The sequence below is a fragment of the Glaciimonas sp. GNP009 genome (assembly GCF_054343755.1).
Genome location: NZ_JBTGUV010000004.1, coordinates 2,971,706 through 2,998,501, shown reverse-complemented (window position 1 = coordinate 2,998,501; position 26,796 = coordinate 2,971,706). Strand labels below are relative to the sequence as shown.

Annotated in this window: 21 protein-coding genes; 9 read left to right on the top strand and 12 right to left on the bottom strand. The window is 49.5% G+C overall.

The window, feature by feature from the left end; all coding sequences use genetic code 11:
* Positions 1 to 12: 12 nt before the first annotated feature.
* Positions 13 to 1,611, top strand: coding sequence for a sensor histidine kinase (locus ACXX82_RS14070; RefSeq protein WP_323505792.1), 1,599 nt, complete (start codon positions 13 to 15; stop codon positions 1,609 to 1,611).
* 200 nt (positions 1,612 to 1,811) lie between these two features.
* Here ACXX82_RS14070 and ACXX82_RS14065 read toward each other — a convergent pair whose 3' ends face one another.
* A complete protein-coding gene (locus ACXX82_RS14065; RefSeq protein ID WP_322235738.1) occupies positions 1,812 to 3,431 on the bottom strand; it encodes an OpgD/OpgG family glucan biosynthesis protein in 1,620 nt (539 codons plus the stop codon).
* A gap of 695 nt (positions 3,432 to 4,126) precedes the next feature.
* Here ACXX82_RS14065 and chrA point away from each other — a divergent pair.
* Complete coding sequence (gene chrA / locus ACXX82_RS14060) at positions 4,127 to 5,500, top strand: chromate efflux transporter (protein ID WP_322235736.1); 1,374 nt, start codon at positions 4,127 to 4,129, stop codon at positions 5,498 to 5,500.
* Between the two features lie 98 nt (positions 5,501 to 5,598).
* On the opposite strand, the gene ACXX82_RS14055 is transcribed toward chrA, so the two are convergent.
* A complete protein-coding gene (locus ACXX82_RS14055) occupies positions 5,599 to 6,615 on the bottom strand; it encodes a PDR/VanB family oxidoreductase (protein WP_322235734.1) in 1,017 nt (338 codons plus the stop codon).
* A 374-nt stretch (positions 6,616 to 6,989) separates the two neighbouring features.
* On the opposite strand from ACXX82_RS14055, the gene ACXX82_RS14050 reads away from it, so the two are divergent.
* Entirely contained in the window at positions 6,990 to 8,519 is a 1,530-nt protein-coding gene (locus ACXX82_RS14050; RefSeq protein WP_322235732.1) for a Rieske 2Fe-2S domain-containing protein, read from the top strand.
* Positions 8,520 to 8,657: 138 nt separating this feature from the next.
* Here ACXX82_RS14050 and ACXX82_RS14045 read toward each other — a convergent pair whose 3' ends face one another.
* The 3 genes from ACXX82_RS14045 to ACXX82_RS14035 form a co-directional block, all read right to left on the bottom strand.
* The gene (locus ACXX82_RS14045) at positions 8,658 to 9,563 is read right to left on the bottom strand and encodes a LysR substrate-binding domain-containing protein (RefSeq protein ID WP_322235730.1); all 906 of its coding nucleotides are present in this window, start codon (positions 9,561 to 9,563) and stop codon (positions 8,658 to 8,660) included.
* A gap of 336 nt (positions 9,564 to 9,899) precedes the next feature.
* Positions 9,900 to 11,201, bottom strand: coding sequence for an MFS transporter (locus ACXX82_RS14040; RefSeq protein WP_322235728.1), 1,302 nt, complete (start codon positions 11,199 to 11,201; stop codon positions 9,900 to 9,902).
* Between the two features lie 295 nt (positions 11,202 to 11,496).
* Positions 11,497 to 12,309: a class II aldolase/adducin family protein gene (locus ACXX82_RS14035; RefSeq protein ID WP_322235726.1), complete on the bottom strand. Its 813-nt coding sequence runs from the start codon at positions 12,307 to 12,309 to the stop codon at positions 11,497 to 11,499.
* 247 nt (positions 12,310 to 12,556) lie between these two features.
* Between ACXX82_RS14035 and ACXX82_RS14030 the strand changes: the two genes are divergently transcribed.
* Positions 12,557 to 13,450: a LysR substrate-binding domain-containing protein gene (locus ACXX82_RS14030; RefSeq protein WP_322235724.1), complete on the top strand. Its 894-nt coding sequence runs from the start codon at positions 12,557 to 12,559 to the stop codon at positions 13,448 to 13,450.
* 101 nt (positions 13,451 to 13,551) lie between these two features.
* Here ACXX82_RS14030 and ACXX82_RS14025 read toward each other — a convergent pair whose 3' ends face one another.
* The 5 genes from ACXX82_RS14025 to ACXX82_RS14005 all read right to left on the bottom strand — a co-directional run bounded on the left by ACXX82_RS14025 (position 13,552) and on the right by ACXX82_RS14005 (position 20,138).
* Positions 13,552 to 14,802 carry an ABC transporter substrate-binding protein gene (locus tag ACXX82_RS14025; protein ID WP_458563112.1) on the bottom strand — a complete coding sequence of 417 codons (1,251 nt, stop codon included), beginning with the start codon at positions 14,800 to 14,802 and terminating at the stop codon, positions 13,552 to 13,554.
* A gap of 62 nt (positions 14,803 to 14,864) precedes the next feature.
* Positions 14,865 to 15,572, bottom strand: a complete 708-nt coding sequence (locus ACXX82_RS14020) for an ABC transporter ATP-binding protein (protein WP_323505794.1) — start codon at positions 15,570 to 15,572, stop codon at positions 14,865 to 14,867.
* A complete protein-coding gene (locus ACXX82_RS14015; RefSeq protein WP_458563111.1) occupies positions 15,556 to 17,406 on the bottom strand; it encodes a branched-chain amino acid ABC transporter ATP-binding protein/permease in 1,851 nt (616 codons plus the stop codon). Before ACXX82_RS14015 ends, ACXX82_RS14020 begins: the two co-directional genes overlap by 17 nt.
* Entirely contained in the window at positions 17,399 to 18,367 is a 969-nt protein-coding gene (locus ACXX82_RS14010; RefSeq protein ID WP_323505796.1) for a branched-chain amino acid ABC transporter permease, read from the bottom strand. Before ACXX82_RS14010 ends, ACXX82_RS14015 begins: the two co-directional genes overlap by 8 nt.
* 1,018 nt (positions 18,368 to 19,385) lie before the next feature.
* Complete coding sequence (locus tag ACXX82_RS14005; protein WP_458563110.1) at positions 19,386 to 20,138, bottom strand: TetR/AcrR family transcriptional regulator; 753 nt, start codon at positions 20,136 to 20,138, stop codon at positions 19,386 to 19,388.
* Between the two features lie 1,088 nt (positions 20,139 to 21,226).
* Here ACXX82_RS14005 and ACXX82_RS14000 point away from each other — a divergent pair.
* Genes ACXX82_RS14000 through ACXX82_RS13985 form a run of 4 tightly spaced genes read left to right on the top strand, consistent with a single transcriptional unit; the run spans position 21,227 to position 25,327 of the window.
* Positions 21,227 to 21,751, top strand: a complete 525-nt coding sequence (locus tag ACXX82_RS14000) for a spore coat protein U domain-containing protein (protein ID WP_458563109.1) — start codon at positions 21,227 to 21,229, stop codon at positions 21,749 to 21,751.
* Complete coding sequence (locus ACXX82_RS13995; RefSeq protein WP_458563108.1) at positions 21,752 to 22,516, top strand: fimbrial biogenesis chaperone; 765 nt, start codon at positions 21,752 to 21,754, stop codon at positions 22,514 to 22,516. It begins immediately after the preceding gene.
* Positions 22,428 to 24,857 carry a fimbria/pilus outer membrane usher protein gene (locus ACXX82_RS13990; RefSeq protein WP_458563107.1) on the top strand — a complete coding sequence of 810 codons (2,430 nt, stop codon included), beginning with the start codon at positions 22,428 to 22,430 and terminating at the stop codon, positions 24,855 to 24,857. Before ACXX82_RS13995 ends, ACXX82_RS13990 begins: the two co-directional genes overlap by 89 nt.
* Positions 24,854 to 25,327, top strand: a complete 474-nt coding sequence (locus ACXX82_RS13985) for a Csu type fimbrial protein (RefSeq protein WP_322235705.1) — start codon at positions 24,854 to 24,856, stop codon at positions 25,325 to 25,327. Before ACXX82_RS13990 ends, ACXX82_RS13985 begins: the two co-directional genes overlap by 4 nt.
* Positions 25,328 to 25,509: 182 nt before the next feature.
* Here ACXX82_RS13985 and ACXX82_RS13980 read toward each other — a convergent pair whose 3' ends face one another.
* Positions 25,510 to 25,791, bottom strand: a complete 282-nt coding sequence (locus ACXX82_RS13980) for a LysR substrate-binding domain-containing protein (RefSeq protein ID WP_323518856.1) — start codon at positions 25,789 to 25,791, stop codon at positions 25,510 to 25,512.
* Positions 25,792 to 25,827: 36 nt separating this feature from the next.
* Here ACXX82_RS13980 and ACXX82_RS13975 point away from each other — a divergent pair, with 36 nt between their 5' ends.
* Complete coding sequence (locus ACXX82_RS13975) at positions 25,828 to 26,391, top strand: NAD-dependent epimerase/dehydratase family protein (protein WP_458563106.1); 564 nt, start codon at positions 25,828 to 25,830, stop codon at positions 26,389 to 26,391.
* Positions 26,392 to 26,430: 39 nt separating this feature from the next.
* On the opposite strand, the gene ACXX82_RS13970 is transcribed toward ACXX82_RS13975, so the two are convergent.
* The gene (locus tag ACXX82_RS13970; protein WP_322235701.1) at positions 26,431 to 26,787 is read right to left on the bottom strand and encodes a hypothetical protein; all 357 of its coding nucleotides are present in this window, start codon (positions 26,785 to 26,787) and stop codon (positions 26,431 to 26,433) included.
* Between the last annotated feature and the right edge of the window lie 9 nt (positions 26,788 to 26,796).

Here is a 26,796-nt window from a genome sequence, read left to right as displayed (position 1 = left end):
AGATTAGCCATCATGTATACCGGGCTCGCAACCGATCTGCCGTTGACCCCTTTTGATCGCGTCGATTCTTCACCAGCCATTCGTATGGCTACGCTAAGACAGCGAAAAATTGCACTGAGGATCTGCGCAGGGTTGATCCTCGTTACGTTGATTTTGCTTCCATTCGCGCAAATAAAATGGCCTAAAATTCCAGCGTTTCTGGCTACTTATCAGACCACGGTGATTGGCACCTACCTGATCACCGCTTATCAGATATACGGTCACTATAAGGCGACGCGATCAGTCGCTTTGCTGCATCTCAGCGCCGGATGTTTATATACTGCTGTTATATTGGTGCTGCAGTTTTTGTCGTTTCCGGGAATATTTATCGAGGGACGTGTGCTGTTCGGTGGCACGCAAACCAGTAGTTGGCTGTGGCTGTTTTGGCATGCCGGTCCTGCCATTGGTATCCTGGTTTTTGCCTGGAGCGAACTACGCCGTCCCAACCATGTCACCACGGATCACCAGCAATCGTTACGCCGCGCCTCCATTGTTTTGATCGCTGCCCTGGCTGCGACGGTGGCAATGGTCACCATATTCCGCGATTTTCTTCCTGTTTTGGATACGAATGGTGACTATAGCGGCATTACCAGCACTGGCATTGCACCCGGGTTGCAGGTTTTGATTGTGCTGTCGCTGTTTTTTTTATGGCGAGCGAGTCGCTTCCGTAATGTCTTGCATGTGTGGCTTGGCACTGCTTTGATAGCGCTGTTATGCGATAACGCTATCACCATGGCGGGTAGCAGCCGCTTATCTTTGGGTTGGTACGCTGGTCGCTTCAGTGGCTTGATTTCTTCATCGGTGATGATGCTGGTCTACTTGAAAGAAATTAATCGTTCTCATCAACAAAGCATGCTGACGGTCGACAAATTAGGCGCGGATCAAACCCGGGCAGAAGTCGAATTGCAGCAATCTTATACGCAGCTGCGGCAACTATCGGACCATCAGGAAAAAGTAAAAGAGGATGAGCGAAAGCGTATCGCGCGTGAAATTCACGACGAATTGGGCAGCTTGCTAACTAGCATCAAAGCCAATGTTTCAGTCTCTAATGAACGTTCCATGTTGGCTGGTAATGCATCAGATCCACTCCTCAACGAGGCGGCGGCACAAGCCGATACAGCTATTGAAACCATGCGGCGGGTCATCGCCGATTTACGCCCTAGTGTGCTGGACCACCTTGGCGTATGGGCCGCGCTGGAGTGGCATGCCGACCAGATTCAGGCGAGTTCAGGATTGGAATGCAGATGCCACATTAATCAAAGCGCCGCGGATGTCGAGCTCGATCCAGAACGCAGCACCATGCTGTTTAGGATCGTGCAAGAATCGCTCACAAATGTGGTCCGCCACGCAGCGGCATCAAAGGTGACGATTGACGTGCGGTGCGAAGAAAACGTCATTATTGCTGAAGTCAGAGATGATGGAAAAGGCATCAAACCCCAACAATTACTCGGCGGTGAAGCGTGGGGTATTCTGGGTATGCACGAGCGCACACGTCAGTTTGGCGGTGAACTTAATATTGCAGGATCATCCCTCAACGGGACTGCAGTAATACTACATTTACCATTGACCTAGAAGACGCGCTGATCGCGTTTTAACAGTGCCAGCCAGTTGCTGTGAGGATGAGATCGGTTCATCTTGGCGACCGAAATAATCCCTCACAATATGCGATTCAAAAATATCAACCCATCGCTGCAAGATGCACGTCGCAGATCGATGGGCTGAAAACCATCTCAAAAATGTCGGAGAAAATTATACTGACATCCACGTCATCATCAACTGCCGTAAACTGATCGCGTTTCAAATGGATTGTATAAGAACAGCCAGGTTTCCGAAAGCGTTTGATCTTTAAGACGCAGATACAAACGCATATCAACAGGTTCCGGGCCTTCGACTGTCAGATCGAACTGGGCCCGCCAATGACCTGCTACGCCATCGGGAACCGCTTCGGTGAAGATATAAGAGAAAGTGCCACGCGATGACGTTAATACCGCTTCCGGCATTTCACCGAAGGCTAATTTTTCTAGTGGCTCGCCCAAAAATTCAACCATGAATTTGCGCACGTTTTTCGGCCGCGGTTGACCGGGTACGCCGCCATTGCCAAGGCGCGTCGCCACACAGCGGGCAAGCGTACTCGGAAACGGTTCGTCTTTCTGCCAATCCAATTTATAACGCAGGCGATAACTGTTACCGGCAACCGCTTTGGCGCTCGGCACCCACATCGCGACAACGTTGTCGTGAATCTCATCATCGGTTGGAATTTCGATTAATTGCACTGTCCCTTGGCCCCAACCTTCTAACGGTTGCACCCAAAGGCTGGGACGGCGTTCGTAATGGACGCCATCTTGATAATGATCAAAATTGCGATCGCGCTGTAGCAGACCAAAACCACGCGGATTGGTGTCGCCAAAGGCTGAAGCGGTGGTTTGTCCGGGATTATTCAGTGGTCGCCAGATGTGTTCACCCGCCCCGCTCCATAACGCTAAACCATCGGAATCATGGACTTCAGGTCGCCAATCGGTCCCCGTCCCTTTTACTGATTCAGAAAACCAGTACATCGACGTCACTGGCGCGATGCCGAATCGGTCAATATCGCGCCGCAAAAATAAAGCGGTATCGATTTCCATGGTGACGCCTGCGCCGCGTTGCATAACGAATTTATACGCGCCACAGATACTTGGCCCATCCAGCATGGCATAGACGGTCACTGTGTCGCTGTTATCGTCCGGAACGGTGAAATAGAAATGGGTGAAGTTAGGAAATTCTTCTGACTTTCCGGCTTGTGCAACGTCGATGGCAATACCACGGGCAGATAAACCATATTGATAAAGGTCACCAATCGCGCGAAAATAAGAGGCACCGAGAAAAGCCACCCAGTCGTTCTTATGCCAGTCCAGCTTGTCCTGATCACCGCGCCGACTTTCCTGGAAACGAAAACCCGAAAACCCGCTGCCGCGCGGCAAATCTCGCGCCGGACTATCTACCGGCATATCGAAATAACTCTCGTCGTAGACAATCTCACGCGCCTTGGGAACCTTGCCACTGTCGTCGATGAGGTGCATGTGTACCGGTGACTGAAAAAAACGGCCAAGGTGAAAAAAAGTGACCGGGAATTGTCCAGGGCCTTCAGCAAACAAGGCGTAATCGGTTTTGTATTTTATTTTGCCGTGGGCTGCGTAATCGATTTTGTCGAGAATCGCACGCGGGGCGGTCGCTTGCGGTTTATACGGTGCTTGCGCTAACACTTTTGCTTGCGCGATGAGCGTATCAAAAGAAAAAGTTGATGCGGAGCCAAGCTTAACGCGATTGTCCGCAATGGCTTCCATCGGAACGCCGAGCGCTACAAGCGTGGCTGTGGCAGCGGCGGAATGGAGAAAAGTTCGGCGATTTATCATGGGCGGGGCAATCTCCAATAAATAGGGGAAGAATGGTCATGGGCTAACCGAAACAGATTGTGGTGCTAATGGACCGTATGGCCCTCCATTCTGTGTACGTATACCTAATATGACCGATAACGCGGACGCGGCGTAACGGCGCTCACTGATACTTTACAAAATGCAACTAGCGAAACCTTCATGCGTAACTTAGTCAGGCAAAAAAGAGAAACGTTCAGATGCGTCGGTCGGCTTAGCCCTGCGATCTTGCAAATGCGTCGGTAATCTACCTTTTATAATCTATCTTTTATCCGCCTCTAAACGATGCGTCGCAAGAAACGCAAATCCACCCATCCGACCGCCGTTCCCACTGATCGCACCCACTTTTCTCAATCAGAAGAGCCCTGAGTTTGTCTTCCTGCGTCGTTCTATTACAAATCAACCATGAATTGCAAATCAACAACAAAATCAAGATTGATGACGCATCGACAATACGAGTACGATTATAATCACGGTTAGGCGAATCTTGGGACAAATCCGTGTTGCTCACTGACCGAAACACCTGCGACATTGCTATTCCTACCTAGGCTTCTGCGAGGTTAAATGTAAATAACTCTGATTCCCAGCTGTACTAATAATGCGTTTTTTTGGGCGATCAGCAACGATCATGCCTGACGGATTGCTTCCACTGTTTACAAGCGAATGGCACATCTGATATGACTACTTCGGAAACATCTCTCATTGATCCTGCAAATGAAAGCCTCAATACCAAACCGTTGCCTATCCCTTTTTGGCAGGCATTCACTTTTTGGTTGAAATTAGGTTTTATCAGCTTCGGTGGACCCGCAGGTCAAATTGCGATCATGCATCAGGAGTTGGTTGAAAACCGGCGATGGATCTCTGAGCGACGCTTCCTTCACGCCTTAAACTATTGCATGGTTTTACCAGGCCCAGAGGCGCAGCAGTTGGCGACCTATATCGGCTGGTTGATGCACCGCAAGTGGGGCGGCATCGTAGCGGGTGCATTATTTGTGCTGCCATCATTGGTGATCCTGATTGCGCTGTCGTGGTTGTATATTGCATTTGGCAGTCTGCCGCTGGTAGCTGGGTTGTTTTATGGCATTAAGCCGGCAGTGACCGCCATCGTCATCCAGGCGGCGTACCGCATTGGCTCGCGCGCACTTAAAAACAAGATACTTTGGGCAATTGCCGCAGCATCTTTTCTGGCGCTGTTGGTCCTCAACGTGCCGTTTCCTGCAATCATTTTGACAGCGGCAATAATCGGCTATTTCGGTGGTCGGATGGTACCGGATAAGTTCACGATGGGTGGTCATGGCAAAGCGGTAAAATCGTTTGGCGCAGCGCTCATTGACGACGATACGCCGACACCGGAACACGCACGGTTCAGTTGGCTTGGACTATGTCAGATAATCATCGTCGGTGCTTTATTGTGGGTGATCCCAATGGGCGCGCTAACCGCGATCTATGGCTGGCATCACACGTTGACGCAAATGGGCTGGTTCTTCACCAAGGCGGCGTTGCTGACATTCGGCGGTGCGTATGCCGTATTGCCGTATGTTTACCAAGGTGCCGTCAGCCACTATGGCTGGATGACATCAACGCAAATGATTGATGGCCTCGCACTGGGCGAGACCACGCCGGGGCCGCTAATCATGGTGGTGGCTTTTGTTGGTTTTGTGGGCGGCTATGTGAAAGCGCTGTTCGGTCCAGAATCGTTGTTTCTGGCCGGTGCGGTGGCGGCGTCACTGGTAACGTGGTTCACCTTCCTGCCCTCGTTCTTGTTCATCCTGGCCGGTGGCCCGCTGATTGAATCGACGCACGGCGACCTGAAATTTACCGCGCCGCTGACCGCCATCACGGCAGCTGTGGTGGGCGTGATTCTCAATCTTGCGGTGTTCTTCGGCTACCACGTGCTTTGGCCGCAAGGCTTTGGCGCACCGTTTGACTGGATATCGGCGTTGATCGCTCTGGCGGCAACGATTGCTTTATTTCGTTTCAAACGAAATGTCATTCACGTCATTGCTGCGTGTGCGGTGATTGGTCTATTGCTGAAAACGGTGATTTTATAAGGTCAGACGGGAAGCAATATTCCCGGCTGAGCTTATGCAGACGTGTTTCTTGTGTGTTTTTCAGGAAAATAATTTTTCAGAACTCACCTGAAAACAGTTTACAAATCGAGTACCAACAACCGACTTTTAGGACGTGAAACGCAAGCCGTTAAATAGTTCTGATGCTCTTCGTCAGAGAGAATAAAGTCGCGATGGTCGACTTCCCCTTCCAGATAGCGCATTTTACAAGTACCGCACAATCCAGACTGACATGAGGTCTCCACCTCGATGCCATTATCAGCGAGTATTTCGATGATGCTTTTATCTTCCGACATGGCGAATAAGGCCCCGGTGCTGGCAATCTTCACAAAAGAGGTAGCCGATGTATCCGATAAGATCGCGGAATTCGCAGCGACAGCTTCCGACTTGACCGGTTCTGGGGCCTTAAAATGTTCAAAGTGAACTGCGTCACGCGGCCAATGCTGAGCGGCTTTTGCGCAAGCTGCCATGAAGCCCGCGGGGCCACAATAGTAAACGTGTGTGCCTTCAACATGTTCTTCCAACAGTTTAACGATATCTAAACCATCGCGTGGATTGCCGCCATCGAAGTGAAAAATGACCTTTCCCTTTTCAACCTGAGCAGCAAATTCTTCACGGAACGCGGCATGGTCTTCACCTTTGGCGCAATAGTGCAGTTCGTAATCCTCACCTGTGCTTTCCAGATAATGGGCCATCGCCTTTAATGGCGTCACTCCGATGCCACCCGCTAACAAAACATGTTTTTTTGCGTCGTTAATCAGGCCAAAATTATTTCTCGGGTAGCTGATCGATACCACATCTCGCACCCGTAGATTGTCGTGCATCAAGCGCGATCCACCGCGACCGATTTCCTCGCGTAGAACCGCAATAACGTACCGGTGACGTTCGATCGGATCGTTGCACAGCGAGTACTGCCGAATCACACCGCCCTCAAGATGCATATCGATATGCGCACCGGCGGTGACGGCTGGCAACATCTCTCCGGCAGGGTGTACCAATTCGAAGGAGTTAATGCCAACGGCCTCAAACCTGATCTGCCGGACAAGCAGCGACAAGGATGTTGGGGATGAACGCGTTTGTGATGGTATATCTTGCATTGTGGGCCTCGAGTCTCTAGTGTTTTTATGCTGCAATGCATCATTACGATTGGCTGATGCTATTCTTCTGGGCTTCATTTTGGATTTAATGACACCAACGATGAAAAGGATTGAAAGCGTATGAAAACCAAGCTTTTTCCTGATGATAAATCGTAAATCCCAGCCATTGATACGTCCAATGGTAATAATGTATGAACCCTATCTGGATTACAAATAAGGACATTCGGGACCAAACAAGAAATTTTGAAGTACACATTCGGATTTACAGATGAAGTTCATCCAAAAATTGAATTCGACATTTATAAGGCTGCCACGTATCGTTAGCTCAGGGACAAATGATCCCACCGAATAATGGTTGATTGAGGAGACAATTGATGGATACGAAAGTCGATAATGCGAAGCTGGTTGAATCTTCGAAGCCGAAGAAGCTCATCCCATACGGTGGCTACTTTACGAGCAAAACGCCAGGGCATGATCCAGAGCTGACCGAAACCGGGCCGGGTACGCCAATGGGCGAATACATGCGCACTTTCTGGCATCCGGTATGCATGTCGATGGAGTTGGGCGATACGCCAAAATTTATAAAAATTCTCAATGAAGAATTAGTGGCTTTCCGCGATAAGAGCGGTGCCATTGGCGTTCTGCACGCCCATTGCGTCCATCGCGGCGCGTCGCTGGAATACGGTGCCATTCAAGAACACGGCATTCGTTGCTGTTATCACGGCATGGTATTTGATGTTGATGGCACTTGCCTGCATGTTCCATATCCAAAGGGCGAAGAGAAAGAAGCCGCAAAATTTGCATGCTCGATTCAACAAGGTGCGTACAAAGCCTTCGAGCGCCACGGTCTCGTCTTTGCTTACATGGGCTCACCAGAAAAAGAACCACCGTTCCCTGAGTGGGAATCAAATTTCACCGTCCATGCGACCGATAAGCTAGTTCCTTACAGCAACTTCCAGCATTGCAACTGGTTGCAAGTTCAGGACAATGCTGCGGATAATTATCATCCGACAGCGCTGCATAATTCGTCTAACGTGGTGGATGAAAACTTTCAAGGCACTACTTTTAACGAAGTTGGTGCTGCGTCGATGGAAGTCGCGCCCGACATGCAATTTATTCCCATCCATGAGGGCCGTGGATTGGCATGCGCTGGTGCACGACGCGTAGACAAGGATCGTCTTTTCATTCGCGTACAACATCAAGCATTGCCCAATTTGAGCTTACATGCTTACACGTCAGAAGACGGTGCTGCCAAGAAATTGTTCAGCCGCTTTCATATCGTACGCTGGACTGTTCCAGTGGATGACGAAAACAGCAAGATGATCGGCTGGCGCGTGATGGGACCAAACATCGATACCCGCGGTATTGGTGATGAGCAAATGGTTGGTTACGAGACGATTGATTTTCTGGAAGGCCAGGTTGCGATGCGCCGTCCGGAACGTTTTGGAAAATACAAGCTGGAAGATTTCCCGCCGATTCCTCCAAACCATCGTGAACGCGATTGCTATAAAGACGCGCAACAAGCGCCTGGCGACTATGAAGCGATTATCAGTCAGCGTCCTATTGCTGTGCACGCGCTGGAAAATCCAACCAAGTTCGATGCTGGTGTCTTTATGTTCCGTAAGCTTTTGCGTGATGCTGTCCGAGGCACTAACCCGAAAGCCAGTGCAGAAAACTTCTACGACTGGCTACAATCCGTCAATGGCGCGCCAAATAGTTACTGTAGCGGTAATGTGATGGAAGTCGCAGAAGGCGCAACTATCGAAGAAGAAATCGCACAACGTCGCATGGTGACCAGAAAGATTGTTCAGATATTGACTGAGAGTGACAATCTGAAAGGTGATGTACGGACGCAGTTTGTGATGGAAGGCTTTGAGGCGCTGGAGCAATCGACCAAGAAGTAATTCCTGCAAAGGAAAATCGGCAAAGCGAAAGAGCAACTCTGCGCTCTTCGTCTTTCAATAAAGGGACAGCGTCAGGATCATCATCCTGACGCTGTCTTTTTCATTACCCGGCCATGCTGTGCGCGGTGATGAACCGGCTTAACCGCCGACTTTCTGCTCTTCCGCCTCCTTCAAGCAATCAAGATCGTTGCGTAAGTCTTGTACTACCTCGAAGAAGGCTTTGATTACCGGCGCTTCTTTGCGCTCTGCCAGGCAGGCTAGTTCCAGATCAATAAACATCGGTGCCTCTGCAATCGTGAGTATCCGAAGCCGCGAATCCTGATAAATGGCATCCAGCGCGATACCCACGCCGACACCCGCAGCAATGGCTTCGCGTATCGCGTCCTGACTATCGATCTCTAATACTCGACGCACACTGACGCCACAATCGGCCAAATAATCATCAAAGACCTTTTGCTGCATTGAGCCACTTTCTCGAGTGACGATTCGCTGCCCTTCCAACTCTCCGACATGAATATCACTGCGCTCAAACCAAGGGTGGCTTGCTCCTACCAGTAATGCGATCTTTGCCCGACGATAAGGGACCGAGAAAAACCGCTTGTCTCCCAGGCGCGGCAATACCGCGACATCTGACTGCAATTCCAACAAACTTCCACTCAATTCACCGGAATTGCCAAACGACACCGACACCCGGACTTCTGGATAGCGCTTGCCAAAAGCAACCACCATTTGGGTAACCTGAACCGGATCGAAAGCGGCCACCCTGATGCGTCCTTCCAGCAATCCGCCAGCGGCTCGCAGAGTTTCTTCAGCCTCTGTTTCCAGCGTAAAAATACGGTGAGTAATCGATAACAAGCGTTGCCCCGTATCGGTCAATTCGACGATGTGCCCATGCCGTGAAAACAGCTCCACACCAAACCGTTGTTCAAGCGCTTTCACATGCGTGGTGATACTTGGCTGCCCGACGAATAACGCACGCGCAGCCGCCGTAAAGCTACCGTGTAGGGCAACCGCGTGAAAGCAGCGTAACTGATGAAAATTCATGGCCAAAAGACACTCCTTGATCCTTGCATGGCCGAATTGTAGAGGACTCTTCGCTGTAATGGTTCGCTTCTTTGAATAACAAGGCGAGCTTGCGCAATTCTATCAAGTGAAGGACCGGTCTGAATGTGTCTAAAATGTAAAAATGACAAAGGTCGCCTGCGGCGATGAAGCCGAGCGAGCTTTGTCATTTTCATTGTCTTGCATCCATCAGATTAGTTTGCAAATCTGTTCCAGCCTGGTTTTTATAGCGCCAGGAAAGGCTTGCTCTAACGTATTTTCCGATCAAAAAATTTTTGATCGTTAGCGACTCAGATTATTTTTACGCCGCATAGGTGTCTAACGATTAACCAACTTTGCCGGAACTGTGAACACCAGCAATCCTCCGATAACCAGGCTTGCTGCGAGAACGAGCACGCCGTTGTTGGTGCTGTCGGTCACCGTCTTTACCCATCCAAGCAGATATGGACTGATCAGGCCGGAGACGCTGCCAATCGAGTTAGCAAGGGCGATGCCTGTTGCCGCTGCCGCGCCGGTAAGTATCGTTGGAGGTAAGACCCAAAATTGTGAAATTGTGGTCATGATTCCCATCGTTGCAAACGTCAAGGCAACCATCGCGATAGTCGTATTTTGCGCGTACATCACACTAAATACTAAGCCCACAGCACCGACAAAGCCAGCTATGGCAAGATGCCAACGGCGCTCTCCGCGCATATCCGAACTGCGACCAACCACGATCATTGCTACCGTTGCTGCTGCGTAAGGAATAGCCGTGAGCAGACCAATATTGAGGGGGTCGGATACACCACTTGCCTTGACGATGGTCGGAAGCCAGAAACTAACGCCATACAATCCCATCGTGAAAAATAAGTAGATGAAGCTCAATAACCATACTTTGGGATTAGTAAATCCGTCGCGTAGTGAATGTAAGGTCTTGCCATGCTTGTCTGCCGCTAGATTTTTTTCCAGCATCGTGCGCTGCGCTGGTGAAAGCCATTTAGCGTCCGCAATTTTATCGTCCAGATAAAAGAACGCCATGACGCCCAATATCACAGTGGGAATACCTTCCAGAAAGAACAGCCACTGCCATCCGGCTAGACCATGCGACCCACTCATCGCGTGCAAAATCCAGCCTGACAGTGGACCACCTATAACGCCTGACATAGGGATACCGGTCATGAAAAGCGCCGTCACTTTGCCGCGTCGCGATGCAGGAAACCAATAAGTGAGATAGAGCAATATGGCGGGTATGAAACCAGCCTCGGCAACGCCGAGAACAAAGCGCATGATGTAAAAACTTGTTGGTGTCGTGACGAACATCATTGCGCCAGAAATCACACCCCACGTCACCATAATTCGGGCGATCCAGAGACGCGCACCAACTTTTTGCATGATGAGATTACTCGGCACTTCGAAGAGCAAATAGCCAACAAAAAACATTCCTGCACCAAGCCCATAAACGGCTTCGCTTAAATTGAGATCGCTCATCATTTGCAGTTTTGCAAAGCCGACGTTCACCCGATCCAGATAGGAACACACGTAGCACAAGAACAAAAAGGGAATCAGCCGCCACATGACCTTAGCGTAAGTTGCGGACTCGTCCGTACGCGCGCTGACTTCGTCAACCGTTGGGCTATACATTATGTTATCTCCTGGTTTTTAGCTTATGTTCTGGGTATGCCGTGGGCATCTCAGATACTTAATTAGTACTTACGCGAAATCACCCCGACTGCGTTGTCTTTACTAGCCACCTACCCGTCCCGGGACTAGCGTACTGTCTTCGTCTGCACTCCTTAGTTGGGACGTTTTCGCGTAGGTTTTAGTATTTTTTAGTCATTTTATTCAGGTTCATCCATTTCGCTAAATAAATAGGCTAACCTGTATTACGGCGGGGGAAGCAAAATTTGCAGGTATTTCCCCACACGTCAGGCAAATTTTAGTCAAACATATCGGGTTGTGTCGCGACCAGATGCTCGTAAAGCGGCTGGAAATGCAACCAGCCGATGTAAGGACTGCCAACATGCTCGCGACTATAACGGGCACGATCTGGTGTCACCAATGTTGGCTTGATACCGCTCGCCTCAATCAATAATTGTTGCTGACAAACACGTTCCAGCGCAATGAACCAGAACGCTGCAGATTCGATGCTGTGACGACTGACGGTCATCAAGCCATGATTCTGATGAATCACCGCTTTAACGTCCTTGAATTGACCGGCAACTGAATATCCCGCGCCTTCTTCAACCGCTACCGCGCCAGCTTCGTCATTAATGACGATGTGATCTTCAAAAAAGACCGCTGCATCTTGGGTGATCGGATCTAATAAACGTCCGGTCGCGGCCCAAGCCGTGCCATAGATCGTATGCGCGTGACACATTGCGATGATCTCTGGATGCAATTCGTGCACCGCTGAATGCAGCACAAATCCAGCGCGATTCAATGCATAATCGCCCTCGACCACTTCGCCTTTATGATCGGCCAGGATCAGGTTTGATACCTTTACCTGGGAGAAGTGGACTGCCATTGGATTGGTCCAATACAGATTTGGGAACTCTGGATCGCGCACTGTTAAATGACCTGCAAAACCGTAATCCAAACCGTGTACTGCAAACGCGCGGCATGACGCAACGAGTCTTTCTTTGCGATGCTGGCGCTCTTGAGCGTGGTTATCAAATTTTGGAATGCTCGGGAATTTAAGCCCTTTTTGTTTTGGCTGGTATAGCGATACGCGCTCGATAACTTCAGACATGATCTTCTCCTTATTACTTCGTTTTTAGACGTGGTTTTTAAATACTGTAATTTTTAATTTCATTTTTAATTGTTGCGACTATAGTAATAATTCACCATCAAACGGACATGCTGCCGGTCCTGCGATAATGCTAAGCAGACTCCGGTCTGGTCCACTACGGTGATGATTATTATCATGATCCAACTTGCGAGACACCTTGACAAACGATACCTTTTCACGAATGATGAATCTAATTCACCTATAACACATGAGAAAATTTCCAAGCTTCTTTTCACTACGCGCTTTTGAGGCCGCTGCCCGGCAGGGAAGCTTTGCGCTCGCAGCAAAAGAATTGCATCTCACACCGTCCGCAATCAGCCATCAGGTTCATGGACTTGAAACCTATTTTGGGAAACCATTATTTGACAGACTCACGCGGCGAGTCGAGCTCACACCAGACGGCAAACAATTGCTGGTTGGCCTATCGCGTGCATTTGACTTGATTGAGTCTTCCTGCGCTGATCTGAGTTTGCCGGAAGAGACCGAATCCCTTGCGGTGCATTGCACACCAAGTTTTGCGTCAAAATGGCTCGGCCCGCACTTGCCCCATTTTATGCAGGAACATCCATTGATTACCATTCGGATGTCGTCCAGTGCCGATCCAATCGATCTGATCCAGCATGAAGAGATTGATATTGCGATTGCTTACGGCTCGGCGAAAGAAAGGTCGGGCGTCACCATTGAGCCGCTCGGAACCGAGGTCATCGCTCCGCTATGTTCCCCAAAGCTACTCAAAGGCAGCGCGGAAATTGACCTCAACGAGATGGCGCATTTCACCCTGATCGACTCACAACTCAGCCCGGTAACGTGGCAAAACTGGTTCGACCTACACGGGCTAACGCTTCCAGACAGACCACGTTTGTCATTCGATCGCGGGTCGCTGGCTATTTCTGCGGCGCTCAACGGTCTTGGCGTTTCGCTTGAAAGCACGCGACTAGCCACGCAAGAGATCGCGAGCGGCGAGTTGGTGCAATTAGGCAAAACGTCGTTTCGCCCACTTGCCAGAGAAATGCATTTTGTGTGTTATCGCGCGGCGCGGATGAACAGTAGAAAAATCAAAGCATTCCGCGACTGGCTTTTCAGTCAAACGGAAATCGTTTAATCATCCGATCCAAAAAAATAAAGCCTCCCTGCAAGTAGCAAACGGAGGCTTTATTTACATCATGGGGCGATTTAAAACCAATTACAACGCGTTAAAATTATTTAAGGCAGCTTTGGCCAGACCGGTTTAGCCACGGCAAGAGAAGCCGGATATACCGGAACCGGCACACCGTTTCTCCACTGCAGAATAACGATCCCCGATCCAACACGTCGGCCTTTTTCGTCAAATTTCAAATGTCCACCAGCAAAATATTTCGCTGCGCCTTCCGACGTATCCATTGACCGGATTGCAGCCGCCACTTTTTTCCGGTCAGCAACGCCAGCCTTCTCCAACGCATCTTTAAATATCCACATGTCGCCGTAGGTTGAAAGGCTGTCCTGGGTCATCCAAGGCTCACCTGTACGCTTCTTAAATAGCTCCGACAGCTTCTCGTCGCCCTTCCCGCCCCAGTTTGCCACCACGACCATCACGCCTTCCAGCATCTCTTTTTTAACAACCTTGAGCAATTCTGGCGCGCCCATGTGTCCACCGTTTGTAACGACAGGAATCTTGCCTGAACCGACGCCCATTTCGTTCATTTTTTCCAACAGCAGCTTGGTGTCAGGCACGTTTGTCGTCAGCATAAAAGCCAGATCGGGACGCGTATTACGCAGCTTCTGCACCACCGACGTGGCATCAGCCAAAGGCGGCGTATACACCTGATCAGTGATCAGGTTAATGCCGTATTTGGCGAAACCACTCTCGCGCATACCTTTTGTAAAACTCGCCGGAGACGCGGTATTGTCCATCACGATTCCGGCGTTTTTCGGTGCTTTCCCTGTGCTATCGGTCGACAGTTTCACCAGAATCGGCAAGACGGTTTCAGCTTGAACACTCGCAATCGGTGAAGTCTGAAACACATATTTAAAACCACGATTGGTAATCTGATCGCTGTAGGAGAGCGATAACCAAGGCAGTTCGGCACGTTCAGAAACTTCGGTGATGGCAAGCGTCAATGAACTAAGAAAAGCACCGGATCCACCGATAAGACTAGGCTCTTGCGACAAGAGTCGCTGGATCGCATTCTTTGCTTTTTCAACTGAATCGCCGGTGTCAGCGACCACCAACCGCATTTTCGCGCCGCCAAGCGCTTTAATACCGCCGGACGCATTGATATCATCAATCGCCATTTCAGCACCCTTACGCTGCAACTCACCATTACGCGCCCAAGCACCTGAAAGCGGAACGATCAACGCGACTTTTACGTCTTCAGGTACGGCATAAGCGTTCGGTAACGACATCACCATGAGCGGCAAGGCGGATGCAAACAAACCCACTGCCTTCAATAGATTATTTTTTTTATTGGTCTTCATACAGTCTCCTTGTAGTAAATAAACATCTAAACCGATTACAGAAAAAATCAGCAACCAATTTGTTACATGCCCAGATAAGCGCGTTTAACATTAGGATCATTGATCAGCACGTCTGGGGGTCCCTGAAGGATCACCCTTCCCGATCCCAGGACGTAACCGTGATCGCAGGTTTGCAAGGCTTCGGCGACCCGTTGCTCCACTAGCAAAACGGCGACCTTACTCTCACGATAAATTTTTTCTATACATTCAAAGATGGAATCGGCGATTGCCGGTGACAGACCCATTGATGGCTCATCAAACATCAATAACTTCGGCCTGGACGCAAGACCGCGACCGATTGCCACCATCTGTTGTTCCCCACCTGAGAGCGTGCCGGCAAACTGATTGCTGCGCTCAGCCAATCTCGGAAATAGTGCATAGATTTGATCAAGGCTTTGCGTCCAGTGCTGGGTTGCGTCCTTGGTACGCGCACCCATTTCCAGGTTTTCCAATACTGTGAGACTTTTAAATACTTGACGACCTTCCGGCACGTGCGCGATACCCAAATGGGGGCGGCGCGCGGGCGCTAAGGTGGACAAGTCGATACCGTCAAAAAATATGGATCCGGCAGCAATCGGGACCACACCGGATATTGCTTTGAAAAGCGTCGTCTTGCCGGCACCATTGGGGCCGACAATGGCGACAAACTTTCCATCAGCTACCTCTAAATTGATATCGACCAGGGCTTTTAACCCATCATAGGAAACCGATAGGTTATTTATTTGTAGCACGGGCGCTCCATTTCTTGCCGAGATATGCTTCGATGACGATAGGATCATTGGTGATCGCGGACGGCTCGCCAATCGACAGAACGCACCCATGATCAAGGACCAGCAAACGATCGGCAAGGCGCACCATGGCGTGCATCGTGTGTTCAATGATGACCACGGTAACACCAGTGTTGCGAATATTTTGTATGATGGGGATCAGGTGCTCAACGTCATCTGTACCTAGACCGGCCAGAATTTCGTCCAGCAAAATGAGTGTTGGTTTTGATGCCAGACAACGTGCCAGTTCCATTAACCGCAACTGCATCATCGTCAAACTTCCAGCGAGAACATTGACGTCCGCTTCCATACCGACCTGGATCAGCGCTGCATGGGCGAGCGCATACGCCTTTTCATCCCGATGCTCTTTGGCAAAGGCCCCAACCACGACATTTTGCAACGTAGTCAGACGACCGAATGCCCGCACTACCTGAAACGTTCTGCCGATTCCCAATCTGGAGACTTGATAAGGCCTGAGACCGATGATGTCGCGACCGCCGAATATGACCTCGCCTCTGGTTGCAGGGAGAATACCATTGAGTAAATTAAATAGCGTGGTTTTACCGGCACCGTTAGGTCCGATAACGCCAAGAATCTCATCTCGGAAAACATCGAACGATACCTCGCTGACCGCATGCAGACCGCCAAACGATTTGGACAGTGCTTTCACACTTAAGGCGACTTCGCTGTGACTCCCAGCGGTGCTGACCTTCGGCGTCGGTATGGCAATCTTAACAGGAAGCTTTGCGTCGGGATTGGTACTGATACCAGCACGTTGGTTCAACGTTTTTCGCTTTGCAAAAACAGCGAGTATCTTCGGCAAAATGCCCTCGGGCGCTAGCAGAACGGTCAGGATAATCGCGAGTCCGAACACCACGCCTTGGATGCCCGGCAATTTATCTCCTAATTCTGCATTGAGAAGTTCACTAACCGGCACTAACACCATTGCACCGATGACAGGCCCGGCAATCGTTCCCACACCACCGAACAGGCTGAAAATTAATGCTTGGGCCGATATCAACATGCCAAATACGGCGTTCGGCGTGACGATTAGCATGACGACTGCATACAGACCGCCAGCAGCGCCAGCAATCGCGCCCGATAGCACAATCGCGCGCAACTTCCAGCTAAATGGATCAATCCCGGCCGCTTCTGCGGCGAGCTCATTTTGCTTGATCGCAAGTAGCGACAATCCAAAACGTGAGCGCGCAACTCGCAGATTAATGCCTATCGCAATCAGCAATAGGATGACAGCCAGGACGGCGTAGAAACGCACATCTGCGAACTGCATGTGCATAATCGGCGAATTGAGATGCCTTGGAAAAGTCACCTCTTGCAAACCCAGCCATTCGAAAACATATAGTATTCCGAGCGGATAGGCCAACATAGCCAATGCGAAGTAATGACCCCGCAGACGAAAAGTTGAGGCGCCGATCAATGCACCGGACAGACCACCGACAAAGGCGGCGATGGGAATGCCGATCCATGGCGATATCCCGAATTTCACTTCGAGCAGAACCACCGTATAGGCGCCCAGGCCAAAGAATGCGGCATGCCCAAACGACATCAATCCTGAATAACCGCTGAAAAGATTCCATGACACCGCCAACGTTGCCCATATGGGCGTCAGCGTCAATATCTGGCCATAGTAAGGATCGCTTACCAGCATCGTGAGCCCAAGATATAGCACTGCCAACAACACGATCAATTTGACTGCGCCGCCTTTGGCGGGCTGAAGAAACTTGGGTATTGCATTGAATACAGGATTAAGTACAGAGGTAAGCACAGTATTAGGCACGGTCAACAGTCCTTCCAAAAAGGCCTTGGGGCCGCATGATAATGATGAGCAGGAATACCACAAAGATCGCCGCATTTTGCAGCTGCACCGGCAACACCAATGTAGACAGCTGTTGAACCAGACCGATTGTCATTCCGCCCCAAAAGGCGCCAGTAATGCTGCCAATACCACCGAGCACTACGCCCGCAAACATGATGACCACGAACTCAACACCAACGTACGGCTGAAACGGGTAGGAGCTGGCCAGCAAACCGCCTGCGATGGCGGTAATCGCCGCCCCCAAACCAAATGCAAACCGGTGCGATCGTCCCACATCAATACCCATATAAATTGCGGCTTCTGCATTATCGGCTGCGGCGCGTAAAGTCTTACCGACGCGCGTACGCGTAATCAGCAAGGCAACCGCTGCCACGACGCACAACACCACCACAAATGAGACCGCACGCGCCTTATTCAAAAATATCGAAACGTCGGGACCGATCAATGGACCGATCTCCCAGGCAGTGGAAGATAGTGCCGTCTGGATTGTGCGTGGCTCGGACCCGAACAGGATGAGCGCACCGTTTGACAGCACAAGTGACAGGCCCAATGTGATAGTCAGTTGTGGATAATGGCCATCTCCGTCCACACCCGCCACCCGCGTTCCTGAAACTCGACCCAGTATTAATGGGTGAAGAATGATGGCAAAAACATATACCACCACGCCCGCTATCAGCGCGCTGATCACGGGGCCGGCATACGGTCCCAGCGCAGATCCAAACGCGTTACCAATCTGGTGAAATATAAACAGGGCGACATACATGCCCAGCATGAGGAACTCACCCTGAGCAAAATTAATGACCCGCATCATGCTGAAAATAAGTCCAAGTCCGACACACATCAAACCATAGACGCCGCCGACGACGATACCGGTAAGCAGCACCTGAAGTGCATTTTCAACAAGCACCAAATGAGGATTCATTCGAACCACTCCAATAAAAACATGTGACGTTTCCTTCTGTTGGTTGAATCGCTACTAAGCGCATATAGCTTTCGTGCTAAACAAATTAGGCCATTGCGCGTTAGCAACTTACACTCGTTATACATCACAATACAAAAATAATCGGCGAATGATACTTGGCATTTCACAACATAATTATTAATTACTTACATAATTATTGAATTAATTATTGAATTTTAAAAAATATGTCGAATCGCTACATCTGCGCTTTCTTTACCCGATCGTGATTTGATTGCACTGACAACGGTATAAGCTGGATCGTTTTTAGTCTGGGTGTTTTTTATCTATTCGTCCTCAGCACACTCTATGAATTCTCTGGGAGCAATGAATTGCCGACGATGTATTCGACATCCGACGCTTAAAACGCTAAGCGGAAGCGCGTGCTACGTCACATTATCCGAAAAAGAATAATACACTACTAAATAGTATATTTAAATATTTTATTAGTATTTTATTATACTAATAAGTATAAATATTTCATTCCTATTTACTAAGGTGAGATGCCCGCTAATGAATTTGATTAAAACCACGCGAGAAAAACACCGCGAACTGATACCGTAAATGCAGGCATTGTGAGAAAACGCAGAAAGGGTGTCTAGAGCGAATTGCAATCGATTAATCGATAAGGATAGATAGGATCAACGCGAAATTTAGAAGGATGGATAAATAAAAGAATGAATCGATTAAGGCGAGATTTAAGGCAAGAGATAAGGCGAAATATAAAACGAAATATAGTTGACCACGCCAACGAGACCCGCGAATGTTATCTATGCCAGCCTGCGACGCCAAACTATTGACAGCCGCAATCCAGCAGCCTGATAGACAAATAGGCCCGGTTACCGTGTAGGAATTACCGGGTTGGGCTCAGCACCCATAACGGCATTTGGCAGGCGACTAAAAGGCAGCCAAAGCAGTCTCGTTATGACAACATCGAACGGCAGACCCGTTCAATGTGCATCGTCAGTTGGTTACACTGGCATCATTTAACCTGGATCATAGCAAGAACCAGATCCGCCATACGTTCGGCCGTTTCAGCCCCCGTTAAACGTCCATGGGGACGATACCAGGCGTACGACCAACTCACAATGCCACCAACAGCGAGCGATGCCATCTTGATGTCATCGACCTTGAATTCCCCAGCGGTGACCCCGTCGGTTAATAGTTTGCACAGCTTGAGATCAAATTCGCGACGCATGTTTTCAATCGCATCGGAGTCCTCCTTGGACAAATGCTTTTGCTCACGCGTGTAGATCGCAATGTGCTCCTGATTTTCGAGTACGGCGAGCATAAAATCACGCACCATCGCTCTCACTTTTTCGGTGTTTGACCCTTCCGATGCGACTACCTGATTCAATACATCCAAAGACGCGCGGATACCAAGAGAGCATATTTCTGCCAGCAAGTCGTTCTTGGATTTGAAATGGGAATAAATAAAGGGCTTGGTGACACTCATCTTCTCTGCCACCGCTTCCAACGTTGTATTGTTGAAGCCGTTGTTGTAGAACATTTCTGCGGCCACCGCGATGATGCGTTCGCGCTTGAGGCGAGAAACGGCGTCACGTATGCCCTCTATCATATTGGGCTTTTCTGGCACACCAGCTTTGGTTAAAACGGAGACAGCTGCCTTCAGCTTGGTGACTGCCTTGGGTTTTGCAACAGTCTTCGGTTTTGCCACTGCCTTCGGCTTGGCAACCGCCTTAGGCTTGGATATTGCCAGCGGCTTGGCGATCATTTTATTTTTTTCAGCGCTGGCAGGGGCACTTTTACGAATTGGTATATTTTTCATACTGTTTAGTGTAGTTGGATACTTGCATAATTGTACAGCGGAATACATCCCACAAGAAATACCAACCGCCGAAATCCCTCTCAAAATCAGGTAGTTACCGCTATTGTCTGCCCGATACATACACTAAGATGATGTAAAAGCAAGATATCCGACTGCGCCTCTTAGCTGACAGCACGTTTCGCTCCAACCTGAAACCGCTTATTCGCTGCCGTCGCCGCAGCGCTGCTGGCGTTAATGATGGGACAATTTTGCTAAAAGTTATTGATCGATATCTATAATCGATTACGTAGGCACGCCAACGTGTTAAACACGCCAAAAATAGTCCAATGCGCATCAGTCCTTTTATCTATCCAGACCTGCCGCTAAATCTGACAATAAGCGCGCAATAAGCTCAAAAAGTGGGCAATAAATCAGATGTAAAAAGCTATTAATTTAGATCCCGAAGACAGGTTTAATTTTCTAAAAAAATAAATTATAAAAGTAAAAATTCCTATTATTTCCCGATAATTCAGGAGCGCTATTCGCCAACGCGATTTGACGCGCAAACAATAATTTTTTTCCTTGCTTCAAAGCTTAATAATGACGATCATCTCGCCCCCCTTCATGATCATGCCGATACCCGTCATGATGCCTATACCCATCTGCGTAAGGAACTGCTACGCAGCCGCCCAAGGCCACACTCAGTGCAGCTAGGGTTATCAAATTAGCGAAGGATTTCATGGCCGCCTTCTATGAATATAAAGAAGTAATCTGACGCATAAATATGCTCGCAGTTCAACGCCATTTTCTCTTCATTTTTTATCTCATTGCAGGCGACTGGGAATTGCGAGAATTGTCGCAAATCCACCACTAGTTAACGATCGTTAACATTGCTTTGATGCACTCACCTTGAAAAATTAAACACAAGAAACTATAATTTCCATATCAGCACATTTCAAGGAGTCATTGGGACATAGCTAACTTCGAAAACATGACTGTATCTACCTAGTAGAACCGATCGAAATAAACCGTTGAAATGCGAGCTAGTTAACGTCATGATAAAAAAATCTATCCCTAGTGCAACTCTTATTGCCATATTGTCCATTGGGTCTGCAAACGCCCAAGCCGCAACGGCAACCTCCACTATGCTCAATACGGTAACAATCACTAACAGTTGCAGCATCGTGGCAGTTGGTTTCACGACGACCTATGACCCGATTGTGACCAATGCCACCACCAATCAGGACGTAACAGCCATTGTCACCACGAACTGCACGGTCGGTGCCACGCCGGTTATTACTCTTGGGCAAGGCGCCAATTCAAATACGGGTTCCACAGACGCTATACCATTGCGGCGTCTGACCAGCGGTGGCGGCACACCGTCGTTCCTTAACTATTCCCTATTTTCCGACACTGGACGTACGGTAACCTGGGGCAATACAGCTGCTACTGCACCAACAGCAGTCGTGGCTACCGCTGTGCCGACGATTAGTACAATTTACGCACGTGTTCCATTCGGTCAGACGTCCACAAAAGCGGCGGTGTATACCGATTCAGTTGTGGCAACGGTAACCTTTTAAATGACACCACGTATAGCGCTAAAAAAAGGACTCAATAGTAGGCAATCAGTTGGTGCACTTACCCTTGGGTGTGCTGTCATTTTTGCCGCCTTGCCCCAGATTGCCATGAGCGCGTCGTTTAACGTCAACCCGGTCGGATTCGAGTTGACTACAGAGCGCCCATCAGGTGTGTTGCGCATCAGAAACACCGGAGATGACCCGGTGCGTATACAAGTCGGCGCAATCGACTGGAGTACCGATGGTAGGGTCGAAGTATTGAAGGCGACCGACGCGCTGCTGTTAAATCCGCCTATATTTACAATTGCTCCAGGGCAAACACAATTTTTGCGGTTCGGCGAACGTGACCCTGCTAACGCAACATCTGAAAAAACATACCGGCTATTGATCGAAGAAGTACCGCCAAGTGGTCCACAACCACCTGGATTAAAGACTTTGCTAAAGGTCAGTATTCCCATTTTTATCGCACCACCAATAAAACAAGAAAAAATGTCCTGGCAATTAACGCAGGGACCCACCGGTGTCATGTTAACGGCGATCAATAAGGGTAACTTTCATCAAAAAATCGTTCGCCTGCAGTTAAATAACATCGATAGCAGTAACGTTCTTGATATTGGAACGCCTGCATATGTTTTATCTGGGCAACACAAAGGGTGGTCGCTGGGAAACGGAAAAATTCATGCCGGAAAGGTTCGTGTACGGATACAAACGGACAAGGGAGAGTCTGAAGAAAATCTCACGTTGGAAGATAAAGTACCTTCTCGCTAGCCTTATCGCCTGTCAGGGACCGGCTTTGGCGACACCACAACAAGTCTCACAGCTCGCACAGCAACAATCAGCGGCAGAATTGAAACCCGTACAAGTGTCAGGCCAAAAGGCGGAGCAGGACTTGTTGCTCGATGTCGTCGTCAACAACCAAAAAGTTGCAGATGCAACACTTATCGTGCGTACCGCGACAAATCAAATTCTAATACCTTTGGAGGTATTGACCAATGCACGATTGCGCTTACATGACGTTGTGCCAATCAAGCGCAATCAAGTCAGCTACATATCGCTGGACGCCATACCGGGTGTACAGATCGAGATCGAGGAGGCAACCCAAACCTTGAACATCCTTGCGCCACCGGCCGCCTTCGTCGGTGCCCAATTCAATTTTGGCGATCAGTCACCGTTAGTCGAACAGCCGTCAACAACTGGCGCTTTTTTAAACTACGATGTCAATTACACACGCGGGATAAATCAAAATAATCTTTCTGGCGTAGCCGAACTTGGTATTTTTTCTGGCGGAGGCACCTTTACCAGCCGCTTCGTGGGTCTAGATCTGATCCAGAAAAGTTCGGTCTTCCGCCTTGATAGCCAGTACACACGTGATTTTCCAACGCAGCAGGCAACATTGGTCGTCGGCGATAGCATTACGGGAACCAGCTCTTTTTCGCGCCAGGTGTATTTCGGCGGAGTGCAATGGCATACAAAATTTTCTACCACTCCTGGTTTTCAGGCAATCCCGCTTCCGACATTCAACGGTACCGCAGCGGTGCCGTCAGTTGTTGATATCTACGTTAATAATATTTTAAGACTTCAGCAGCCGGTCGACACCGGGCCGTTCGCGATCAACAATGTGCCAGTATCTGCGGGTCAGGGCAACGTGCAAATGGTGGTTCATGATGTACTCGGACGCCAGCAGGTTTACACCCAAAGTTATATCACCAGCACGCAATTGCTGAAACAGGGAAGCAAGGACGAGTCTTACGAAATCGGCGCGATGCGCAACAATTTTGGGAGTCGGAATAGTTACTACGGAGAGAGTTTTAGTTCTGGCACCTTACGTTATGGCATCAGTAATGTTACTACCGTAGAAGGCCACGGAGAAATCATGCGCGGACGTCAATCGTTTGGCTTCGGTGCGGCTGCCGCGCTTGGCAATATTGGCCTGCTCAGTGCTGGCCTTGCCGCCAGCAGCTCCGAACGTGGGCGCGACACTTCGCAATACCTTCAGTTCGACCGGCAAGGCGACAGGTATGCATTTACATTGCGCTCGCAGCTTGCCGGTTCGCGCTTTTGGCAACTTGGCCTGGACCATGACACGCTTCCGCCTGCGGAACAATTCCAAGCCCAGGCCAATGTCTCTATAACGGCCAATACCAACGTTGCTTTCGGCTACGTCAGCCAAATCAATCGCGGCCAGGACAACGTACGCGCTATCAATGTCGGTGCAAATTACAATTTGCATAGAAGCGGTAATGTCAGCGTTGGATTGCTAAAGTCATTGACTGATGATCGTCCAATATCAGTTAATGTCGTTTGGGTCATTCCACTGTCGCACCAGAACACGTTTCAAATGACAGCAAGCGGACAAAAGGGTAGTAAGTTCCTGAGCGCCGAATACCAGCAAGCTGCACCTGCAGAAGGCGGTTGGGGTTATCGCGCACGTGAGTCGGTATTCGTAAGCGGTGGTCAGGATATCGGCGTTAATTACGTCGGAACCACAGGCGAATATAACGCGAGTGCCAATCGCATAAATGGTCAAAGCAATCTGCAACTGGAGGCGCGTGGTGGCATTGCGCTGATGGGTGGACATGTGCGCGCATCGCGTTGGCTGGATCAAAGTTTCGCGATAATTGAGGTGCCGGTCACTCAGCCGATCGATATCTATGCCAATAATGTCAAGGTGGGCCAGACTGACAAAAACGGTGTCGGCTTCGTACCGCGCCTGATTCCGTATGAGAAAAATAATGTGTATCCGGATGACGCGGGTCTGCCGTTATCGATGACCCTAGAATTGGAACAAAAATCGGTCGTTCCGGGCCCACGCTCAGGTAGTCTGCTGAAATTCACCGCACGTCTGAGTCAGAGCGCAACTGTGATTCTCGTGGATGAAACTGGCACGCCATTTCCGAACGGTACGCGGGTTCGGGTAAATGGCGATCAGGCAGAACAAGAAATAGCATTACACGGGGAACTCTTTATACCGCAGATAATCTATCCGGCCACCATCGTTGTACTTAACGACGATGCACAACCCCGTTGTAGCATTCAAATTGCAGCGACAAGCCACCCACAGATGTTGCCGAGGCTCGGTCCATTTACGTGCCATCAGGAGGCCAAATGAAAAACAACTTAAAATCGACTATTTCGATTAGCCTATTAGTCCTCCCTTTAAGCGCCAACGCGCTGCTTTCCACCTGCACCGTGGCGGCTACGGCGACGTCATTCTCCAATTATTTCGCAACTCTCGCGACCAACAACGATGGTATCGGTGATGTCGCCATTACATGCACCGCTCAAGTAGCGGCTGGTATTGGTAGTTACACCATAGGTCTCAGCACTGGCAGCGGAACCTATATCAATCGAACACTGATTTCCGGGACGAACTTCCTCAACTATAATTTGTATAGCGATCCTACCCGTTTGATCGTCTGGGGAGATGGCAGCGCCGGAACCCAAACCGTGACCGATAGTTACCTCATCCTATTAACACCAACAACGCACCATTACACTGTGTATGGTCGCATACCTCCGGGCCAGAGCAAGCCAGCCAGCACTTACACCGACACGGTGGCGGTAACCGTTACTTATTGAGCAAAGAATTAATGCGCTATGAAAATGCAGCATGGTTTAGCTACGGTCATTTTTTTCAGACCATTGTGGGTCATCCCAAAACATTTGCTGACTCTCCATCTCACCCGATATCGAACGGCGAGTTGGGAGCTTCGTCGGATCGCCGCAATGCAATCATCCCCAAGCATCCGCTAACGCGACGTTTATAACTTTTGCTGCAAAAATTCTAAAAAACAACTAATCCGGCGTGACAACTGCGTATTCCGATAATAGACAGCATGAATTTTTTGATCATCACCATTGTAAGCATCGGTTAACAGTGACTTCAACCGCCCTGCAACAATATCACCCCGCGTCATAAAGTCAGCTAAACAAACAATTCCCAGCCCATGCAAAGCTAGCTGCCGTAGCGTCTCTCCGCTGGAGGCAACCAGGGTCGGCACAATCGCCAGATTTTCACCATCTTTGTGACGTAGCGGCCAGATATTGCCCGCATCATATTGAGAAAATCCCAGTAGTTGATGCTGACACGAGAAGCGTCCTGTGCAGATGCGGTAATCAATGCTGCTAGTTCCGACAATCTGCCAGCAGTCGAGACTTTGCTCAATGCGCTAACTGGTTCGGGTAAAGTGTTTATTCATACCAGCGGATCAAGTGTCGTTGGGGACGATGCACGTGGCGAGTGGGCCTCTGAGAAAATTTTTGATGAAGACACTGCCTATGCACCTGCGCCCGAAAAAGCTGACTGCGCCGCGCTCGATAAGCTAATCATTGATGCTGCCGGGCGCGGTGTGCATTCGGTCATCTTGTGCAACACGATGATTTATGGCAATGGTCTAAAACTAAATCCGTACAGAGTTCAAATACCGCCGTTGGTGGCGCAAGCACGCAAAAGCGGCATCGGACGTTTTGTCGGAAAGGGCGTCAATATCTGGTCCAACGTGCATATCGAAGATGTCGTAGATTTATATTTACTCGCACTCAAAAAAGCACCCGCCGGATCGTCCTGTTGCTGCCCTTTCAGATTCAGGCTGGTCATATCTTCTGCGACACTAGCTGGCATCTGGCGGTCAGATGCCAGCTAATACTTTTTAGCCGATACTTTGACTGATGAAGCTGTGCATTCAGGCAGCTAGCTTCTTCGGAATACTTTCCCACATGACGCTACGCACGCATTTTTCCAGACCCAATCGCGTCACCAGGCGCACCACATCAGCACGCTCATGTATCGAACAGCGTATTTCTACCGTAATGTTAGTCAGATTGCCTTTGCCGACGGCCACGCCCGGATAATATTGTGCGGTACAACCGCGCCCCAACTGCTGCCGAATTAACTGCTCGACCTGAATTGCATCGGCCGTGCGACACAATGTGACTACACGATACGGTAATCGCTGTTCGGCTACGACGTTGGCTGACATCGCTGCGGTAGCAAGGGGAAGATGGTTTCTGAAGAATTTTCCCCATTTTTCGAGAGTCATATCAATCTC

Excerpts from the sequence above, each read along its gene's own strand:
- ACXX82_RS14070 (WP_323505792.1), top strand. The coding sequence starts at position 13 with ATGTATACCGGGCTCGCAACCGATCTGCCGTTGACCCCTTTTGATCGC.
- ACXX82_RS14065 (WP_322235738.1), bottom strand. The coding sequence starts at position 3,431 with ATGATAAATCGCCGAACTTTTCTCCATTCCGCCGCTGCCACAGCCACG.
- chrA (WP_322235736.1), top strand. The coding sequence starts at position 4,127 with ATGACTACTTCGGAAACATCTCTCATTGATCCTGCAAATGAAAGCCTC.
- ACXX82_RS14055 (WP_322235734.1), bottom strand. The coding sequence starts at position 6,615 with ATGCAAGATATACCATCACAAACGCGTTCATCCCCAACATCCTTGTCG.
- ACXX82_RS14050 (WP_322235732.1), top strand. The coding sequence starts at position 6,990 with ATGGATACGAAAGTCGATAATGCGAAGCTGGTTGAATCTTCGAAGCCG.
- ACXX82_RS14045 (WP_322235730.1), bottom strand. The coding sequence starts at position 9,563 with ATGAATTTTCATCAGTTACGCTGCTTTCACGCGGTTGCCCTACACGGT.
- ACXX82_RS14040 (WP_322235728.1), bottom strand. The coding sequence starts at position 11,201 with ATGTATAGCCCAACGGTTGACGAAGTCAGCGCGCGTACGGACGAGTCC.
- ACXX82_RS14035 (WP_322235726.1), bottom strand. The coding sequence starts at position 12,309 with ATGTCTGAAGTTATCGAGCGCGTATCGCTATACCAGCCAAAACAAAAA.
- ACXX82_RS14030 (WP_322235724.1), top strand. The coding sequence starts at position 12,557 with ATGAGAAAATTTCCAAGCTTCTTTTCACTACGCGCTTTTGAGGCCGCT.
- ACXX82_RS14025 (WP_458563112.1), bottom strand. The coding sequence starts at position 14,802 with ATGAAGACCAATAAAAAAAATAATCTATTGAAGGCAGTGGGTTTGTTT.
- ACXX82_RS14010 (WP_323505796.1), bottom strand. The coding sequence starts at position 18,367 with ATGAATCCTCATTTGGTGCTTGTTGAAAATGCACTTCAGGTGCTGCTT.
- ACXX82_RS14005 (WP_458563110.1), bottom strand. The coding sequence starts at position 20,138 with ATGATCGCCAAGCCGCTGGCAATATCCAAGCCTAAGGCGGTTGCCAAG.
- ACXX82_RS14000 (WP_458563109.1), top strand. The coding sequence starts at position 21,227 with ATGATAAAAAAATCTATCCCTAGTGCAACTCTTATTGCCATATTGTCC.
- ACXX82_RS13995 (WP_458563108.1), top strand. The coding sequence starts at position 21,752 with ATGACACCACGTATAGCGCTAAAAAAAGGACTCAATAGTAGGCAATCA.
- ACXX82_RS13990 (WP_458563107.1), top strand. The coding sequence starts at position 22,428 with ATGCCGGAAAGGTTCGTGTACGGATACAAACGGACAAGGGAGAGTCTG.
- ACXX82_RS13985 (WP_322235705.1), top strand. The coding sequence starts at position 24,854 with ATGAAAAACAACTTAAAATCGACTATTTCGATTAGCCTATTAGTCCTC.
- ACXX82_RS13975 (WP_458563106.1), top strand. The coding sequence starts at position 25,828 with ATGCTGACACGAGAAGCGTCCTGTGCAGATGCGGTAATCAATGCTGCT.
- ACXX82_RS13970 (WP_322235701.1), bottom strand. The coding sequence starts at position 26,787 with ATGACTCTCGAAAAATGGGGAAAATTCTTCAGAAACCATCTTCCCCTT.